This is a genomic window from Pseudomonas sp. E1MeOHC2 (assembly GCF_058745025.1).
This window is the reverse complement of sequence record NZ_CP196675.1, coordinates 5518066-5533731: the sequence shown is the minus strand read 5'-3', so window position 1 is coordinate 5533731 and position 15666 is coordinate 5518066. Positions and strand designations below refer to the sequence as shown.

21 protein-coding genes and 2 pseudogenes are annotated in these 15666 nt (G+C 58.9%); 7 read left to right on the top strand and 16 right to left on the bottom strand.

Annotated elements, in window-relative coordinates; genetic code table 11:
• Positions 1-122: 122 nt before the first annotated feature.
• On the bottom strand, positions 123-962 hold the full coding sequence (gene yghU, locus ACSSU5_RS25165) for a glutathione-dependent disulfide-bond oxidoreductase (protein ID WP_264313122.1): 840 nt from the start codon (positions 960-962) through the stop codon (positions 123-125).
• Between the two features lie 199 nt (positions 963-1161).
• Between yghU and ACSSU5_RS25160 the strand changes: the two genes are divergently transcribed.
• The gene (locus ACSSU5_RS25160) at positions 1162-2208 is read left to right on the top strand and encodes an alpha/beta hydrolase family protein (protein WP_492560157.1); all 1047 of its coding nucleotides are present in this window, start codon (positions 1162-1164) and stop codon (positions 2206-2208) included.
• On the opposite strand, the gene ACSSU5_RS25155 is transcribed toward ACSSU5_RS25160, so the two are convergent.
• From ACSSU5_RS25155 to ACSSU5_RS25105, 11 genes are all read right to left on the bottom strand, one after another.
• Positions 2170-3363 (bottom strand): MFS transporter, encoded by a 1194-nt coding sequence (locus tag ACSSU5_RS25155; RefSeq protein WP_492560156.1) that lies wholly within the window; start codon positions 3361-3363, stop codon positions 2170-2172. The two genes, ACSSU5_RS25160 and ACSSU5_RS25155, sit on opposite strands and share 39 nt — an antisense overlap.
• A 161-nt stretch (positions 3364-3524) precedes the next feature.
• Positions 3525-5111 carry an ABC-F family ATPase gene (locus ACSSU5_RS25150; RefSeq protein WP_264313125.1) on the bottom strand — a complete coding sequence of 529 codons (1587 nt, stop codon included), beginning with the start codon at positions 5109-5111 and terminating at the stop codon, positions 3525-3527.
• Positions 5112-5131: 20 nt separating this feature from the next.
• Positions 5132-6325: a tyrosine-type recombinase/integrase gene (locus ACSSU5_RS25145; protein ID WP_492560155.1), complete on the bottom strand. Its 1194-nt coding sequence runs from the start codon at positions 6323-6325 to the stop codon at positions 5132-5134.
• 212 nt (positions 6326-6537) lie between these two features.
• The gene (locus ACSSU5_RS25140; protein WP_492560154.1) at positions 6538-7035 is read right to left on the bottom strand and encodes a hypothetical protein; all 498 of its coding nucleotides are present in this window, start codon (positions 7033-7035) and stop codon (positions 6538-6540) included.
• A 53-nt stretch (positions 7036-7088) separates the two neighbouring features.
• Complete coding sequence (locus ACSSU5_RS25135) at positions 7089-7400, bottom strand: hypothetical protein (protein ID WP_492560153.1); 312 nt, start codon at positions 7398-7400, stop codon at positions 7089-7091.
• A 43-nt stretch (positions 7401-7443) separates the two neighbouring features.
• Positions 7444-7836, bottom strand: coding sequence for a DUF2591 domain-containing protein (locus ACSSU5_RS25130; protein ID WP_492560152.1), 393 nt, complete (start codon positions 7834-7836; stop codon positions 7444-7446).
• Positions 7833-8168 carry a hypothetical protein gene (locus ACSSU5_RS25125; RefSeq protein ID WP_492560151.1) on the bottom strand — a complete coding sequence of 112 codons (336 nt, stop codon included), beginning with the start codon at positions 8166-8168 and terminating at the stop codon, positions 7833-7835. Before ACSSU5_RS25125 ends, ACSSU5_RS25130 begins: the two co-directional genes overlap by 4 nt.
• A complete protein-coding gene (locus ACSSU5_RS25120; RefSeq protein WP_492560150.1) occupies positions 8165-8416 on the bottom strand; it encodes a hypothetical protein in 252 nt (83 codons plus the stop codon). Before ACSSU5_RS25120 ends, ACSSU5_RS25125 begins: the two co-directional genes overlap by 4 nt.
• Positions 8413-8706 (bottom strand): hypothetical protein, encoded by a 294-nt coding sequence (locus ACSSU5_RS25115; RefSeq protein WP_492560149.1) that lies wholly within the window; start codon positions 8704-8706, stop codon positions 8413-8415. Before ACSSU5_RS25115 ends, ACSSU5_RS25120 begins: the two co-directional genes overlap by 4 nt.
• Entirely contained in the window at positions 8703-9032 is a 330-nt protein-coding gene (locus ACSSU5_RS25110) for a hypothetical protein (protein ID WP_492560148.1), read from the bottom strand. Before ACSSU5_RS25110 ends, ACSSU5_RS25115 begins: the two co-directional genes overlap by 4 nt.
• Before the next feature lie 79 nt (positions 9033-9111).
• Positions 9112-9420, bottom strand: coding sequence for a hypothetical protein (locus tag ACSSU5_RS25105; RefSeq protein WP_492560147.1), 309 nt, complete (start codon positions 9418-9420; stop codon positions 9112-9114).
• Between the two features lie 79 nt (positions 9421-9499).
• Here ACSSU5_RS25105 and ACSSU5_RS25100 point away from each other — a divergent pair, with 79 nt between their 5' ends.
• Positions 9500-10117 carry a hypothetical protein gene (locus ACSSU5_RS25100; protein ID WP_492560146.1) on the top strand — a complete coding sequence of 206 codons (618 nt, stop codon included), beginning with the start codon at positions 9500-9502 and terminating at the stop codon, positions 10115-10117.
• Positions 10118-10154: 37 nt separating this feature from the next.
• Here the strand turns inward: ACSSU5_RS25100 and ACSSU5_RS25095 are convergent, their stop codons facing one another.
• The gene (locus ACSSU5_RS25095; RefSeq protein ID WP_492560145.1) at positions 10155-10571 is read right to left on the bottom strand and encodes a hypothetical protein; all 417 of its coding nucleotides are present in this window, start codon (positions 10569-10571) and stop codon (positions 10155-10157) included.
• On the opposite strand from ACSSU5_RS25095, the gene ACSSU5_RS25090 reads away from it, so the two are divergent.
• Complete coding sequence (locus ACSSU5_RS25090) at positions 10570-11088, top strand: DUF3224 domain-containing protein (protein WP_492560144.1); 519 nt, start codon at positions 10570-10572, stop codon at positions 11086-11088. The two genes, ACSSU5_RS25095 and ACSSU5_RS25090, sit on opposite strands and share 2 nt — an antisense overlap.
• 202 nt (positions 11089-11290) lie before the next feature.
• On the opposite strand, the gene ACSSU5_RS25085 is transcribed toward ACSSU5_RS25090, so the two are convergent.
• Entirely contained in the window at positions 11291-12070 is a 780-nt protein-coding gene (locus ACSSU5_RS25085) for a DUF2786 domain-containing protein (RefSeq protein WP_492560143.1), read from the bottom strand.
• 193 nt (positions 12071-12263) lie between these two features.
• Here ACSSU5_RS25085 and ACSSU5_RS25080 point away from each other — a divergent pair, with 193 nt between their 5' ends.
• Positions 12264-12929 (top strand): hypothetical protein, encoded by a 666-nt coding sequence (locus tag ACSSU5_RS25080; protein WP_492560142.1) that lies wholly within the window; start codon positions 12264-12266, stop codon positions 12927-12929.
• Between the two features lie 195 nt (positions 12930-13124).
• A complete protein-coding gene (trbK, locus tag ACSSU5_RS25075; RefSeq protein ID WP_492560141.1) occupies positions 13125-13385 on the top strand; it encodes an entry exclusion lipoprotein TrbK in 261 nt (86 codons plus the stop codon).
• A gap of 83 nt (positions 13386-13468) precedes the next feature.
• On the opposite strand, the gene ACSSU5_RS25070 is transcribed toward trbK, so the two are convergent.
• Complete coding sequence (locus ACSSU5_RS25070) at positions 13469-14053, bottom strand: hypothetical protein (protein ID WP_492560140.1); 585 nt, start codon at positions 14051-14053, stop codon at positions 13469-13471.
• Positions 14054-14157: 104 nt separating this feature from the next.
• On the opposite strand from ACSSU5_RS25070, the gene ACSSU5_RS25065 reads away from it, so the two are divergent.
• Positions 14158-14808: a hypothetical protein gene (locus tag ACSSU5_RS25065; RefSeq protein WP_492560139.1), complete on the top strand. Its 651-nt coding sequence runs from the start codon at positions 14158-14160 to the stop codon at positions 14806-14808.
• Positions 14809-14970: 162 nt separating this feature from the next.
• On the opposite strand, the pseudogene ACSSU5_RS25060 reads toward ACSSU5_RS25065, so the two are convergent.
• Positions 14971-15156 (bottom strand): annotated as a pseudogene (locus ACSSU5_RS25060) (DUF2303 family protein); the annotation flags it as partial.
• On the opposite strand from ACSSU5_RS25060, the pseudogene ACSSU5_RS25055 reads away from it, so the two are divergent.
• Positions 15156-15386: pseudogene (locus ACSSU5_RS25055) on the top strand (tail assembly protein); the annotation flags it as partial. The pseudogenes ACSSU5_RS25060 and ACSSU5_RS25055 sit on opposite strands and share 1 nt — an antisense overlap.
• Positions 15387-15666 lie beyond the last annotated feature (280 nt).

Below are 15666 nucleotides of genomic sequence, written 5' to 3'. Positions count from 1 at the left end.
TTTTGCAGGTGGGGGCTAGTGCGAGGAGTGTACAAGAAGGCATTGACGGACGCAGGTTTGCGCAGGGGCAAATGGTTTTATGCAGGCGGGCATTGTCGGGGCCGCCAGGCGGCCCCGAACGGTCAATCCAGGTCTGCCGCGCAGTGTCGCTCCGGCACCTGGCTGGCTTCATCGCCCCACGTTCGGTTGACCCGCGTGCCGCGCTGTACGGCGGGGCGCTGGGCGATTTCTTCGGCCCAACGCTGCACGTGGGTGTATTCGTGCACCGCAAGAAACGCTGCCGCGCTATAAAGGTTGCCGCGCACCAGTTCGCCATACCAGGGCCACACGGCGATATCGGCGATGCTGTACTCACTGCCACCCAGGTAGCGGCTTTCGGCCAGGCGGCGGTCGAGCACATCCAGTTGGCGCTTGGCTTCCATGGTGAAGCGGTTGATCGCGTACTCGAACTTTTCCGGCGCGTACACATAAAAGTGGCCAAAGCCGCCGCCCAAATAAGGCGCCGCACCCATCTGCCAGAACAGCCAGTTCAGGCATTCGATACGCGCAGCCGCTGACTTGGGCAACAATTCGCCGAACTTTTCCGCCAGGTACAGCAGGATCGAACCCGACTCGAAGACCCGCACCGGCGGCTCTACGCTACGGTCAAGCAGGGCGGGGATCTTCGAGTTGGGGTTGACCTGTACGAAGCCGCTGGAGAACTGGTCGCCTTCGCCGATGCGGATTAGCCAGGCGTCGTACTCGGCGCCGCTGTGGCCCAGAGCGAGCAGCTCTTCAAGGGCGATGTTGACCTTGACGCCATTGGGCGTGGCCAGGGAGTATAGCTGCAAGGGGTGCTTGCCTACCGGCAGCGCCTTGTCGTGGGTCGGGCCGGCAACCGGCCGGTTGATGCTGGCAAACTGGCCGCCGGAGGCCGCGTCATTGCGCCAGACATTGGGTGGGGCGTACGGGGGCTTGCTCATGCTGGGTTCTCCTTGAATGCCGCGAAAGCGTCAGCTAAAGACGTTGACCTGCATCTATGCCACGGGTTCTTGGAAAAGCGCAAATGCATTGGGCGCAGGCGTTGGCTGCATGGAGAGTTTCATCCAGTTTTCATCTGCCATTGCCTGCAGCGGTTCTATGCTGGCGCAATCTCTTCGCCCTGCACGGAGCAACCGGCCGATGAACATCCCTCGCTGCTTGCTGGCGCTGGTCCTGCTCGGCGGCCTGTTGGCCCATGCCGACGCCGCGCCTTGGGTCGCCGGCCTGCACCACATGACCATGGCCGACCCTGTCGATGACCGTCCCATGCAGGCCCTGGCGTTCTACCCGGCCGTTGGTACACCCCGCAAGAGCCGTATCGACGGTTACCCGATCGAGGTCGCCGAGGAAGCCCCGGTGGCCCTCGGGCAGTTTCCGTTGCTGGTGCTGTCCCACGGCAACACGGGTAGCCCGCTGGCCTTGCATTACCTGGCGACCTCCCTGGCACGCCAGGGGTTTGTGGTCGTGGCGGTCGTGCACCCGGGTGACAACGCCCGCGATCATAGTCGGCTGGGTACCTTGAGCAACCTGTATGGCCGGCCGCTGCAAGTCAGCGCCGCGATCACGGCTGCCCGGGACGACGCGCTGCTGGGGCCTTACTTGAACGATGGCAAGGTCGGTGTGATCGGCTATTCGGCAGGGGGCGAAACGGCGCTGATCGTGTCCGGGGCGCAGCCCGACCTGGACCGTCTGCGCCAGTACTGCCTTGAGCGCCCTGGTGATGCCGACGCCTGCAAGACCCATGGCGTGCTGATTGCCGACCGCAGCGAGCTGGCGCCCGAGGCCGACGCGCGGGTGGGGGCGGTGATGCTGATGGCACCGCTGAGCCTGCTGTTTGGTCGCCATGCACTGGCCGGGGTACAGATCCCGGCATTGATCTACAGCGGTGACAGTGACCAGCTGGTGGCCGTGGACCGCAACGCCAAAGCCTTGGCCCGCAAGCTACCCATCACACCGGACTACCGCTTGCTGGCTGGCGCGGGGCATTTTGTGTTCATGGCGCGGTGTGACGAAGAACAGCGCACACGCATGCCGGCTCTGTGCAAGGACGCCGAAGGGGTTGACCGCCGCCATATTCACCACTCGCTGCAGCGCGACACCGCAGCTTTTTTCAGCCAGGCCCTCGGCGCGCCGGCGTCGGGCGAGCGCTCAGCCGCGTCGGCCGCGCCGCGCCAGCAGCAGCGTTAAACCGACGCCCGCCAGGGCGAGCAGAGCTGCGACGCAAAAGATCGAGGCATAGCCCAAATGCACCGCCACCGCCCCCATCACCGGGCCGGCGATGGCCAAGGCCATGTCGAAGAACACTGCATAAGCGCCCAACCCGGCGCCGCGGCTGCTGCTGGGCACCTGCTTGATTGCCTCGACGCCTAGCGCCGGGTACACCAGCGATAGCCCGAAGCCGGTAAGCCCGGCACCTGCCAAAGCCCAAGGCGGCGAGGGGGCCAGCCACAGCAGGCCCAGGCCGACCACCTCGGTAGCCATGCAAACCACCGCCACGTTGTAGCCGCCAAACCGGTTGACCGCATTGACGAACAACAGCCGCGAAATGATGAAACACACGCCAAAGGCGCTCAGGCACCAGGCCGCGCCGGCCCAGCCACGCTCCAGGTAATAAAGGGTGACGAACGTAGTCAGGGTGCCATAGCCGATCGATGCCAGGGTCAGCCCCAGGCCACAGGGCGCAACCCGGCCAAATGCCGACCAGAATGCCAGCCGTTCGCCACGTACCACCACGACGTCCGGCCGTTTGCGCAGCACCAGCAGGGCAAACAGCGCCAGTACCAGCAAGGTTGGCCCCAGCACGCTGAAATCCAGGCCATCCACGGCCAGTACGCCTACTGGAGCACCAATGGCAATGGCGCCATAGGACGCGATACCGTTCCAGGAGATCACCCGAGCTGTGTGCTCCGGGCCGACTTGGCTGATGCCCCAGCTCAAAGTAGCCACACCGATCAGGCCCTGGGCGATACCCAGCAGCAAACGCCCACCCAGCAGCAGCGCAAGGCTCAGCAATGGCACGCTCAGTGTCCAGGCAGACAACAGGGTCAACACCCCGCAGCTGGCAATCCCCAGCAAGCCGAAACGGATCGCCTGCTTACCGCCCAGCGTATCCGCCACCCGCCCAGCGAAGGGGCGGCTGAGCATGGTGGCGAGGTATTGCAGGCCAATCGTCACCCCCGCGATCACCGCGCCAAAGCCCAGCTGGTCATGCACATAGCTGGGCAGCACCGCGATCGGCAGGCCGATGCAGAGGAAGGCAATGAACGTGTAGAAGACGATCGACAGGATCTGCAGGGTGATGTTGACGGTGTTGCTGGCGGGGGCGGGTTGTTGCGCGGTCATGGGCTCTTTCGCGGGCAGGCGGTTGGGCGTTGTTTCATCATGGCCGTTGCGCGAAGGAAATGAAAGCAGGCTAACGAATTAATCATTGGCCTCATCGCGGGCTTGCCCCGCGAAGAGGGGTGGCCCAGCCCCCTCAAAGGGGCCAGGCTACATCAGCTACATCAGACCACGACGCCCTGGCTGCGCAGGTAATCGTCATAGGTGCCGCTGAAGTCCACGACACCGTCCGGCGACAGCTCGATGATGCGGGTGGCCAGCGACGACACGAACTCGCGGTCGTGGCTGACGAACAGCAGCGTGCCCGGGTAGTTTTCCAGCGCCAGGTTCAGCGCTTCGATCGATTCCATGTCCAGGTGGTTGGTCGGTTCGTCCATCACCAGCACGTTCGGCTTTTGCAGGATCAGCTTGCCGAACAGCATGCGACCTTGCTCACCGCCGGAAATCACCTTCACCGACTTGAGGATCTCGTCGTTGGAGAACAGCATGCGCCCGAGGGTGCCGCGAATCACCTGTTCACCGGAGGTCCACTGGCCCATCCAGTCGAACAGGCTCAGGTCGTCTTCGAAGTCGTGGGCGTGGTCCTGGGCGTAGTAGCCCACTTCGGCGCTGTCGGTCCATTTCACCGAGCCCGCATCCGGCTTCATCTCGCCTACCAGGGTGCGCAGCAGGGTGGTCTTGCCGATACCGTTGGGGCCGATGATCGCAACGCGCTCGCCGGCTTCGACAGTGATGTCGAAGTTCTTGAACAGCACCTTGTCGTCGAAGGCCTTGGCCATCTTCTCGACCACAACGGCCTGGCGGTGCAGCTTTTTGGTTTGCTCGAAGCGGATGAACGGGCTGACCCGGCTCGACGGCTTGACCTCGGCCAGCTGGATCTTGTCGATCTGCTTGGCGCGCGAGGTGGCCTGCTTGGCCTTCGAGGCGTTGGCCGAGAAGCGGCTGACGAAGGTTTGCAGCTCGGCGATCTGGGCTTTCTTCTTGGCGTTGTCCGACAGCAACTGCTCGCGCGACTGGGTCGCGGCGGTCATGTATTCGTCGTAGTTGCCTGGGAACAGACGCAGCTCACCGTAATCCAGGTCGGCCATGTGGGTGCAGACGCTGTTGAGGAAGTGGCGGTCGTGGGAAATGATGATCATGGTGCTGTTACGCGCCGTGAGGATCGTTTCGAGCCAGCGGATGGTGTTGATGTCCAGGTGGTTGGTCGGTTCGTCGAGCAGCAGCACGTCCGGGTCCGAGAACAGCGCCTGGGCCAACAGTACGCGCAGCTTCCAGCCCGGTGCCACTTCGCTCATCGGGCCGAAGTGCTGTTCCAGTGGGATACCCAGGCCCAGCAGCAGTTCGCCGGCGCGCGATTCTGCGGTGTAGCCGTCCATCTCGGCAAATTCGGTTTCCAGCTCAGCAACGGCCATGCCGTCTTCTTCGGTCATTTCCGGCAGCGAGTAGATGCGATCGCGCTCAGCTTTGACCTTCCACAGCTGGCCGTGGCCCATGATCACGGTGTCGATCACGGTGAAGTTCTCGTAGGCGAACTGGTCCTGGCGCAGCTTACCCAGGCGGGTGTTCGGCTCGAGCATGACCTGGCCACCGGACGGCTCCAGGTCGCCGCCGAGGATCTTCATGAAGGTCGACTTGCCGCAACCGTTGGCGCCGATCAGGCCGTAGCGGTTGCCATTGTTGAATTTGACGGAAACGTTTTCAAACAGCGGCTTGGAGCCGAACTGCATGGTGATGTTAGCGGTGGAGATCAAAGGGCTTACCTATCAGTAACTTACGACGCTGGGCTTTCAGCTGATACCGATTTGATACCAATCTTGAGTTTTTCCAGCTCGCTCCAGTCGGAGCTTGAGTTAAGCCAACGGGCATACGTCGACAGCAGCATCTGCACGCTGTGACCCAGCTGTTGGGCGATAAATGCGGGGTTGAGGCCGGACATTAAGCATATTGTCGCATAGGTGTGACGGCAGTTGTATGGGGGGCGACGCCGGATTCCCAATTCATTCAGCACCGGCACCCACTGTTTGTGCAGATCGGAGCTCTGTTTCACGTACTCGGCGTTCTTCGACGGCGGGAACAGGAACGGAGTTTCGGTCACTGCCCCCTTGCCATCCCTACGACGATCCGCGTACTGCCTGGCAAACTGGATCGCCCGCAAGGCCCGATCGTTCAGCAGAACGAAACGGTCCCGGCCGGTTTTTGTCCTTTCCTCAACCTCGCCCAGGGCGACGGTCCTCTTTACGTGCACGGTCTTCCTTTCCATATCGATCACATCCCACCGCACCGCCAAGGCCTCCGACAGGCGGAGGCCGGTGAAGAACATGAACTCGAACAGTGCTGCGTAGATCAGGCTCGGCCAGTGCTTATGCTGATACAGCTTGTCGATGATGGTGTTGGCTTCTACCAGCGTGAACGGATCGATCTCCTTCCTTGACCGCTTGGGTAGCTCAATGATTTCAGCGGGGTTCTTGGGCAACAGGCCCTCTCGGGTGGCCGCGGCCAGGATCGTTGATAACCTGGTGAGCGCATTGCGCTTCACATTGGCTGAGCTCCACTCAGTTTCTGTAATGACGCGGCGGAGGAGGGAGGTAGTTATCAGGTCCACTCGGACCAAGGCTAGGCGCGGTATCCAGTAAAGGTTCAGCGCGCTTTTGTAGTTGTTGTGCGTGCCCTGGGTGATCTCGCGACTGTCCAGCCAGAGTTGGGCGTACTCGCCGAAGGTTGGCTTACCACCGACCGCAGGTTGGGAGCTGGGGAACAGCTCGGCGTACTTGTCCGCGTCAAGCAGCCCGAGCTTATTGAGACTGCTTACCTGATCACGAAGGTTGGATGCAGCCTTGATCCCTTTTTGTGTCGGGGGATAGGGGAGCGTTTCACATCGACGGATACCGTCCCATGTGAAACGAATGCGGAGGGAGTTGCGGAAGATTTCGACCCCTCGGGGTAAATCCATTGGCTTTCCAGCCATTCGTCATACCTCTTTTTGCTGTAAATGATCCGGCCGCCGTGCTTCATCCAGACGCCCGCAGGAATCTTCCCATCCAGGCGTCGGTGTTCCAGGGAGCGTTTAGTGCAGCCGATCAATTCGGCCAGTCGCTGTTCGGTGACCTTGTCTACGTCACCGGTGCTTTCGTTATCCATGAGATGGTCTCCACGCCGCCGGTGGCGGCAGGTTGGTGGTCAGGCCGGAATCTTTTCGAGCACCGCGTCAGCCACCTTGATAGCGGCTTGGGCGTCGTTGACGTAGGCAGGGTCGAAGCCACCGGCGTAATGAATAACGCGCTGGCAGGCGTCCAGCCCTTTGCGAGCCAGGCGCAGCGCACCTGCCAGTTCCTCCTGCAGGGCGCCTTCGGCCCGGCCGATGTCCCAGAACTCCTGCCCCCAATGGCGTTCCGGGGGAGGGTTGCTGTTCTGCTTACCGCATGCCATGGCGCCAACGACTGCATCGCAAATGAGTCGTTTGTAGGTGTTCTCGCCGTCCAGGCTCAGCCCGCCGCGGCGCCGTAGGGTGCTCACGACCTCGTCGACGTTCAGGCCGCTGTCCTTGAGGACGATATCGAGCTCGGGTTTGTCCGGGGTGTAGATGACCAGGGCCAGCTTGGCGTCTGGCCAGAGTGCATCAGCCAGCCGTTCCAGGCAGTCGTTCGCGGTGTGGTGAAAGCGTTCTGTTGCGGACATAGGGAATCCTCGCCCGCGCATGTCGGCGGGCTTGAAAGGTTGGGGGAGGTGGGTTAACGCTGGCGGTCGAAGAAGTTGCCTGCCCGGCGCTGGAAAGTCAGGTGAGCCCATTGGCGGGCAGCGTTCCCGGCCTGGACGAGTGAGGTAGCGTCAGTTGAGTAGCCGGCATGCAGAACCTCGTCACCGGTTGCGCTGCTAAGCACGATCATGGCTGCCAGCGGCGCACGTTCCACCTCGTTGCCCTCGATGTGCTGCGCAACTTCCCGGAACCAATCGGCCAGCTTCCTGCGCTCGGCTTGATTGGCCACCACCTGGTTGTTGTGCACCCGGTGCTTGGCCGGGAACTGAAAGAGCTCTGCTGTCATCGCTGCCCCCTGTAGATCAGGTAGGCCATGTAGGCGAGGGCGATCATGGCATCAGCTCCGTGGGCACCTGGACGATATGGTCGAGCCGATGACGAACCAGCCCGCGACAGAACGCCGTCAGTGCATTAGGCCCGTACAGCCAAACGACAGCTGCCGCAGGTCCTCCGCTGTAGCAGACGGCTTCCTCCAAGTCGCGGCAGTGCTTGGCGCCGCCCTGGTGCTTGTCGATCAGCGGGCCGCCGACGGCCCAGTCTTCCCAGGGGTTGAAGCGCTTGACGTGCTCGATGGCCTTGCCCTGGTAACGGGCGAACACCCGCCACGGGTTGCCGTACTCTGGCGGCGCCAGGAACACGTCCAGGCCTTCCGCCTTTCCCACAGCCCAGCCCAGCGCCTCACCGGAAAGGTTGGATACCCTCACTTCGATCAGGTCGGTCATGGCATTTGCTCTCCACGCTGGGCCGCGACGCTGACGATTGCGGACCGCGCAGCCTTCCGGCGGTCGCCTTGGGCGTACTCGCTCTTCACCCAGATCATGGTGTCGTCAGCCCAGACGGCCTCACCTTCGCCAGAGCCTTGAACGCTTATCTGCATGCCCAAACCAATCGCAAGCTTGAATGCATCGCCGTCGTTGATGTAGGGGTTCCAATGCGCCCTGGTGCCGGAATTGCCCTTGATGCGCAGCGGCCATTTCGGATCGCGGCAGGTGCACGGTTCAACCTCAATTCCGGCAGCCTTGGCGGCGAGCAGCAGTTCTTCGAGTTCAGTCACAGCTGATACCTCTCATCAATCCAGCGTCCAGGCGCCAGAGCGGGTGTAGGTTCGGGTTGGGTTTCGTGCGGGGAGAGCTGGCGCTCGTTGCCGGCCTGTAGCTGGCTGTCGGGGATGCAGCTGATGCCCACCCCATTGAGCAGGTAGCAGGTGACCCCGCGCTGGCTGTCGTGCTGCACGTCGTTGAAGTTCTCGGTTGCGCTGGCGCCGGTGGCCAGCAGCAGGAGGCAGAGGGCGAGGCGGGTCATGGCTGGACCTCGCCGCTGTAGTGCTCGTAGCCGTCGCCGTACTCGTGGCAGTAGGTTGCCGGCCAGCACCCGCGAGTGCCCTCAGGAACCAGGTTGTACATCTGGTCGTAGGTGCCGTGCCCCGGGGTGGTCTTGACCCAAACGTGGACGGGACCACCCAGGGCCCAACCGGGATACCGCTTGATTGCGGCGGCCATGAACTGATCAAGGTCGTGATGGCCCTTGCACATGACGATGTACGTGTCTTCGCCAACGCTCTGCACGTCGAGCGGGTGGTGTTTTTTCGTCATGGCTGAACCTCGCGGCGTGCCCACCAGCACACCGGGCCGTCGTCAGTGTCGTGGATGGCCAGGCAGAACCAGTAATCGCCCTCAGGCTTGCTTGGCTCCCAGTAGCCGCAATGCGGCTCATCGGATGCGTAGTACCGATCAGCGATCTCGTCAGGCGCATCGGTCTCCAGATGGACCATGACGAGCTTCAGGCCCTGTTGAGCAATCCAGGCCTTGCACTTCTCGCCATCACCCTCGTCGAAGTCAGGTAGGTCAGGGTGCTGGAACATTCCGTACTCGTCGCGCACGACCGGCGCCGCTTGGATCAGCTTGATTTCTTCAGGCATGACGATTCCTTGGCCGCCATATCGCGGCAGTGAATAGAGGGGAGAGGGGTTACAGCTGAGGAGTACGGATGTGCTCCTGTCAGGAATTCAGAACTTTCAGCTCGGTCTTTGCGCCGCAAGCATCGCAAGGTCGATCAGTCGGTTGGCTGGCGCGCTGCGCAATAGCCATAAGCAGCGTCGACAAGGGCGAGCCTTGGCCGATTACGGTGCCCGGCGGCAGCTTCACTTCGCAAGAAAGAGCCTGAGGTACCTCTGCCTGCGCAACTGCGTCGGTTATTGTCTGCCAGGCGGCAGGGCCGAGGCGCATTTCTTCCTTGATGCGGTCGATGGCCCACATCGGCAGGATGACCAGTTTATTAGCAGCGCCAAGTTGGTATTCTAGGGGCATGGTAGCTTCCTCGCATTGGGATAAGCTAAAGCAGCTGAGAAATTTGAGGGGTTTACAAGAAAGTATGGATAGAAATGATGTGACGATTTTGACTGCTATTGTTGTAGGCTCATTTGTCACAGGTCTTGTTTGGGCGCCTGTCATTGGTGATGAAAAAAAGCTCAATGCTGCTTTAGAGGCATCCAGTTATGTGGCGACGATTTTGGCGTGTATTGTTGCAGCCACTGCTCTTACATCTTGGAAGAAACAGTTTCGGTTTTCCGAAAGATTTTCGAGGCTTTCAAACCTGAAAGACGCTGCTACCGATCTTCATGTTTATCGTGGATATCTGCAGTTTGTATTTGTAGATTGTGACGCAAAGCTAGAAGGCGAAAGCGTTTCAGAAGCATTGGTTGAGGAAATTTCGGCCAGGCGAGCGAAGGCATTGCAAGTCTTTACCGACTACAAGAAGGCTTGGACATCTTCGGTTGCTTTTTTGAATCCAGCCGAAGAAGCATCTATTGTCGGTCGTCCGGAGCTATATGTTGATATGTTCACGCATTACTCGAGAGAGTTGTATATTGCGGCCGAAATCGGTTCCTATACCGGCGAAAGTGCCGAGTATTTAGCCCTTAAGGCGGAAGCTATGGAGAAGGCGAAGTTTATTTATGCTGAGACAACTAGTTCTCTTGATTATCTTCTAAGCAAAAAAATATGACAGCAGTGGAGATCCGGTGGCTGGTAGCGCCGGAAGATCAAATTGCGGCGCGAACCTTGAAGCTCAACATGGCGGTGGCGTCGTCATTGAAGCACTCGAACAGCTCTTGGTAGGCCCGGTACTTGGCCTGGCTGCGTGTAGCTGCCCATACGCGTTGTACGTAATGGCGGGCATCGCCAAGCATGTACCTGACGTCATCCCAGTCGTACATGCCGTTGGTGAGGACTTCCCACTGCTTGAGCGGCAGCTTCTCGGCCATCTCGCCGTACTGCATTTCCCAGGTGGGGTGGTAGTTGCGGATGCGTTTCTTCGGGTCGCTGTCGAGGATCACGCCGATGTAGTGTCCACGGTCGGCCATGATCACGCCAGGCTCGCCGTTGGCGATCACGCGGCGCCCGATCTCGGCCGGCACGTCGTAGTGGCGGCGAACGTATTGACAGTTGTAGTTGCTCATGGATTTCTCCAAGCATGCGCCGCCCTCCGTGGCCGGACGGCATGGTGGCAATTTGGATTGGGATGGGGTATTACGGTTGACCGGCATCGAGCCGGGTCAAAAGGAATTTGATATGCATTACACCGCCATAGGGCCGTTCGACATCACGCTCAGTCCGGAAACTTTGAGCAGCGTCGCTGAGCAATCTGGCCTCGGTCGATTGTCTTTGGACAAGCAGTTTCAGGGGGATCTAGAAGCCACCAGCCAAGGTGAGATGTTGTCTTTCCGCAGCAGCGTTCAAGGGTCGGCCGGCTACGTTGCCATGGAAGTTGTGCATGGAGCCTTGCACGGTCGCAGCGGGAGCTTCGTACTTCAACACAGTTCTTCTATGGATCGTGGAACACCCGTTCAGTCCATCACCGTGGTACCTGATTCGGGAACTGACGCGCTTTCGGGGCTGACCGGTAGCATGGTCATCACGATCACCGATGGGCAGCACTCATATAAATTTGAGTATGCGCTACCAGATCAAACCTGATTGTTGGCCGCTGGCTGGGCGAGCAGCGCCTGGGGCTCAGCCCCAGCGAACCATGAAGTCGAACAAGCACCAGATGGGCTCTCCCACTCAGCGTCCACGGGGCAATGGTTTGCCGCCCAACGAACCTGGACGCCTGCGGCGCGCGCTGGTACTCCATCCGCCGAGGCCGGCGAACAGCTCGATTGCTGTGGTCATGTTATCCTCATGCTCTGGCCAGTTGGAGCTGGGCTTCCCCGCCTGTAGCCAGGCCGGGATTCAGTTCAACGCGCTGACCGGCCAGCAGGCCGGCGATTTGTGCATTCAGATCGAGGTCAAGTTCTCTAACCTTTCGGGCTTTTCCGATCTCGCAATCTGCCAAGAACTGCTCGATCAACGCTTTGTCATGCGATTCAACTGCTACCAGATCCCGCCCGTTGGAGTGCTGGCTGATTGCAGGATCCTCTTCACCCCGCGAGACCAGCTCGTGAATCTTGCCGTGCACTGCCGAAACCCAGGCCAGCGCAAAGTGATCACCAGCGGTATCCGGTGAGTAGGAGCTCCGACGCTTGCCGGTGCGAACCTGCGATACATAGGCGCGCCGTGCAATGGTCAACTGGTTCAGCAGTGTTTCGTAGGCGTACATCGCGATCTGTGGTGCCGGGGTTACACCAACGAACATTGCACGTTCGACTACACGGCTAGTGGCGTCGCACCAGTGCCTACGGGACAGCGGCCTTACCCCGAAGGCCTCAGCGATAATGGCGCCGAGGTGACGGTCCCATGTCGGTCTCCGGTTGGCCCTGCTCTTTTCCGACTCCACCTCTCCAACACCACTGAGTCGCACGTCCATTTCAGTGAGGCGATACTCGCGCATCAGCGACTGGGCTTGGCGCATGGCCGTAGCTGCCTCGTTCTCATTCGAGCTTTTGGAGAGGGCCAGGCAGCGCTTGATCTTGCGGATGACCCGCTCGAGCTTGCTTTTGTCGTGCTGTTGTTCGGTCATGTCGTTGTCCTTGCGTGCAGGCCCCGCCCTCGCCGGGGCGCGTGATACGTTGAAGTAGAAATAGTGTATTCGTGGAGTGGGGGCATTAGCCCAAGGGGTGCCAAGCCTCGGTCGATCCTTCAGTGCCGCTGCGGAAGCTTCCACATGGCATGGGCATGTGGTATATCGTCGGGAAAAGTAGAAAGATGAAGATATGAAACTGCCAGAGAATTTCGAACTTGACGTACGTGATATCAAATATGATGGGGACGGCTTGTACAAAAGGGTAGCGACTGAACAGCAGTTAGGGACCAAAATAACTCCGTTGCATGTACATCTTGAGACTGACACTGACTGGGCGACGGTGGTGCCTTCAGCAGCCGGGGTCATAGTGGCGTTGTTAGTCGCTTGGCTTAGCGTCGGCGTGCAGCGAAATCAAATTAAAGGGAATATAAGTAATTTTCGACATCATTGGATGGCAGAACTTAGGGATGCATCAGCGGAGCTGATTTCACTTCTAACTTATTTGGTTAACATGAATTCCAAGGAGAAGGAATTTAAGAACTCTGAAAATTACTATTCGACATGTGCGCGAGTCTCTCAGCTTCGTGCAAAGGTTGAACTCTTGATGAGTAGAGATGATGAAAATTCTCGAGAGCTAATAGTTTGTGGATCTGACGCAACTAAAATTTCTATACAGGTAAAACATCGTGATTCTGTTACTGAGCCTCTGAAGAAAGTCAAGGATTACCGGGATTTACTTCGTAGAGAGCTTGAGCAAGCCTGGATAGATACCAAAAATGATTTAGGCCTTGATCGAAAGTTGATTTTCCCCGATTTCTGGGGGCGTATGAGGTCCAGCAATAATTCCAAACAATGAGCAGCCTTCGACGCATTTGCGGACTGTGAGGCTTAAGATAATCCATGTTCGATTATGTTGATGCTGGCGCCGCCCTCTCCCGGGGAGGCGTTATCGTTGAATAGGGGAAGGCGCTGGCTGATGGCACGGCGCCACGTTTTGCGGGAGGGGTGGATGTTTGATATAACGCCCGGCCATTTCACAGGAAGGAACCTCATGAAACGCACCGTTTTTGGAGCAATTGTTGTTGCTGTTGCCTCGCTATCCCTCAGTGGCTGCTTCGAAGCAGAGGCCGAACAGAAGCCGAAGGAACAGCAAGAAGCCATCAATCACGACCCTGCTGCGTACGAGCCGAACACCTTTCACTGCCAGCCCGAGTATCTGAAAACGCTTCCGGATAACAAGGCTCGCGAAGACCTGGTCGAGAAGTGCATGACCGGTGGGTCGTACAAGAAGTCAGAGCCGAAGACCTGGTAACACATGCTCTTGGTCATACAGCGCCGCCTATCAGGGCGGCGTTTTCGTTTCCGGGGAAGGCGCTGGCGGGCAGCGCCGGAGAGTTAGGCTGCGAGGCGCTTCTTATCGGCGCGGCCCTTGGTCTGGTGCAGCCGAAGCGCTTCTTTGTAGCTGGCCTTGGCCGCTTTCATGGTGTGAGCCCAGTCACCGGCAACCTCAAGAGTCTCGTAGGGCGAGCAGTGCGCGAAACGAGTAGGCCGGCGATGCTCGCAGTAGCCACTTCCGCGCGGGTAGCGGACCATCCGGTATTCGTAGTTCCGCCAGTTGCCGCGCTGCTGGATCTGCGGCTGGTTGATCCCGAGGAAGTGGGCGAAGCCGTCGTAGCACTCGCACTCGTCGAGATAGGCATAGAACCTGGTGTACTTTCGTGGTGGCGGCGGCGGAGGCAGCTTGGACAGCGCAAACTGCTTGCCTTCACGCGTTGCCCGGTACACCACGTCATCAGCATCACAGAAGGCTGGCGCCTTCCGGCGCGTCATCAGGCCCGCCTCTAACAGCACATCCAAGTTGTTGGCGTCGTCATAGCCTGGGCTGGTGAGGAAGTGGTTTCTGTTGCCGGTACGGCATCCCGGGTTCAGGCCCAGGGTGTGCCAGAGCAGGCCGAGCTGCTTCTCGGTGGCTTCGATCATGGCTTTCTCCATGCATGCGCCGCCCTCCGTGGCCGGATGCGGCATGGTAGCAATCTTGGTTGAGGTAATGTTGAATACCCACTCTGTTTCGCTGCGAGGGGTTTATGAACACAGTTTTGGCATCAATTGGGGTGTCGCTGTCTGCGATTTACGCTTACTTTATTTGGGTCTTAGTAGGTGGCAGATTTGCATTGCTCGAAACAATGGATTTAAACAATTTAGGTGATTTTCTTGCTGGAGTATTTGGTCCTATAGCAATTCTTTGGCTTGTGCTAGGCTTTTTTCAGCAAGGGTATGAGCTAAGGCAAAACAATAAAGCACTCAAGCTACAAGCCGACGAGTTGGAGAAGTCGGTCGCGCAGCAAAGCGAGATGGCTCGGCTGCAAGCGCTAGCGCTAGCTAATCAGAGTCGGCTGGTTCAGCCGCTCTTCGAGATGAAGCATGTTGAACAGTATGTTTGGGAGGGCGATAATTTTGACAGCTTTGAGCTGATAAATAGCGGTGGTTATTGTGATTGTGTAGATATCCGGCTGTTGGTTAATGGTGTAGAAGAATTTCAGTATGATTTGGAACCTTTGAGTAATGGCACAAAGCGCCAGTTTTCATTGGCTGACTTTGGAGAGCAATATGAAATTCATGTATCCTACCGCTCTATCGATGATGTGCTTGGTACGCGGATATTTGAAGTGTATAAGTGGTTCGGCGAGGATGGAAAGAAATATCCCATTCCCCGCCAGCGGCCAAATACAGGCTGAAGCAGAAACATTGCAAAAATGAAATTTGCAAAAAAATTTCAGAAATTAGGCCCAATCGGGTGCTTGTATCTCATGCCCCGGATCCTGCTGAAATCAGCATGCTCCTTAGGTTGAAACCCTGCGCCACAGGTGACAGCTTTCAGGCTGTGGCGCTGAATCTAGTCACTTAGCGTCGAAGGTGCCCAAGGATAGCTTCGCGGCGGTACCGACGTTATCGTCGAGAACGGCCTTAAATTCCTGAGCGATGGACTCGCGCTGGGCCTCTTCGCCGATCCAGCGCAGTTTCAGCACCGGTTGAGCGCCGCCGGTGATGACCGATACGCGCAGGCGAATCACTTGCTCGCCCAGCCACTGCAGCATTCGGCTTCTCGATGATTGCACAGGGAGTCATTGGAGCCCTGAGCCCGCAGGCGCAGGGGCTGTCTCAAAGTGCAGCACCAGAAAATAGGCCTTCCTATGCTTTCGGCAGCGCCCGAAACACCACCGCCAGCGGTAACCCTGTCCCGATCTGCATCGGAGAGCGCCGCTGGGGAGGAGCGATCATCTCCTTCGGGATCTATCCGCAGGAAAAGGTATAAAGTGAGCGGGGCCCCTACATACCCAGAATCCCGGGTATGTAGGGGGTCCTCAGTTGTGAGGACACCCCCGAAGGCCGGTGCCCATCGCTGATGCAATCAGGCATCCGGCCTCTGAGCGTTTCAGTTAGTGGCCTATTTCTCGTTCAATCGATTTGCAACACTTGGTTAGTGCAATGGCCGATCAGCTGCCAGAGCCCGCAGCGGGCCTGGCCCTGGCATTCAGTTGCACTAACCACGGTCATTGCACTGTTTTACGGCGGAAAGCGCGTCGGTGGGAGGG

Excerpts from the sequence above, each read along its gene's own strand:
- trbK (WP_492560141.1), top strand. The coding sequence starts at position 13,125 with ATGAAACGCACCGTTTTTGGAGCAATTGTTGTTGCTGTTGCCTCGCTA.
- ACSSU5_RS25095 (WP_492560145.1), bottom strand. The coding sequence starts at position 10,571 with ATGAGCAACTACAACTGTCAATACGTTCGCCGCCACTACGACGTGCCG.
- ACSSU5_RS25130 (WP_492560152.1), bottom strand. The coding sequence starts at position 7,836 with ATGACCGACCTGATCGAAGTGAGGGTATCCAACCTTTCCGGTGAGGCG.
- ACSSU5_RS25110 (WP_492560148.1), bottom strand. The coding sequence starts at position 9,032 with ATGCCTGAAGAAATCAAGCTGATCCAAGCGGCGCCGGTCGTGCGCGAC.
- ACSSU5_RS25085 (WP_492560143.1), bottom strand. The coding sequence starts at position 12,070 with ATGACCGAACAACAGCACGACAAAAGCAAGCTCGAGCGGGTCATCCGC.
- ACSSU5_RS25115 (WP_492560149.1), bottom strand. The coding sequence starts at position 8,706 with ATGACGAAAAAACACCACCCGCTCGACGTGCAGAGCGTTGGCGAAGAC.
- ACSSU5_RS25160 (WP_492560157.1), top strand. The coding sequence starts at position 1,162 with ATGAACATCCCTCGCTGCTTGCTGGCGCTGGTCCTGCTCGGCGGCCTG.
- ACSSU5_RS25065 (WP_492560139.1), top strand. The coding sequence starts at position 14,158 with ATGAACACAGTTTTGGCATCAATTGGGGTGTCGCTGTCTGCGATTTAC.
- ACSSU5_RS25135 (WP_492560153.1), bottom strand. The coding sequence starts at position 7,400 with ATGACAGCAGAGCTCTTTCAGTTCCCGGCCAAGCACCGGGTGCACAAC.
- ACSSU5_RS25105 (WP_492560147.1), bottom strand. The coding sequence starts at position 9,420 with ATGCCCCTAGAATACCAACTTGGCGCTGCTAATAAACTGGTCATCCTG.
- yghU (WP_264313122.1), bottom strand. The coding sequence starts at position 962 with ATGAGCAAGCCCCCGTACGCCCCACCCAATGTCTGGCGCAATGACGCG.
- ACSSU5_RS25070 (WP_492560140.1), bottom strand. The coding sequence starts at position 14,053 with ATGATCGAAGCCACCGAGAAGCAGCTCGGCCTGCTCTGGCACACCCTG.
- ACSSU5_RS25145 (WP_492560155.1), bottom strand. The coding sequence starts at position 6,325 with ATGGCTGGAAAGCCAATGGATTTACCCCGAGGGGTCGAAATCTTCCGC.
- ACSSU5_RS25155 (WP_492560156.1), bottom strand. The coding sequence starts at position 3,363 with ATGACCGCGCAACAACCCGCCCCCGCCAGCAACACCGTCAACATCACC.
- ACSSU5_RS25090 (WP_492560144.1), top strand. The coding sequence starts at position 10,570 with ATGGATTTCTCCAAGCATGCGCCGCCCTCCGTGGCCGGACGGCATGGT.
- ACSSU5_RS25120 (WP_492560150.1), bottom strand. The coding sequence starts at position 8,416 with ATGACCCGCCTCGCCCTCTGCCTCCTGCTGCTGGCCACCGGCGCCAGC.
- ACSSU5_RS25080 (WP_492560142.1), top strand. The coding sequence starts at position 12,264 with ATGAAACTGCCAGAGAATTTCGAACTTGACGTACGTGATATCAAATAT.
- ACSSU5_RS25140 (WP_492560154.1), bottom strand. The coding sequence starts at position 7,035 with ATGTCCGCAACAGAACGCTTTCACCACACCGCGAACGACTGCCTGGAA.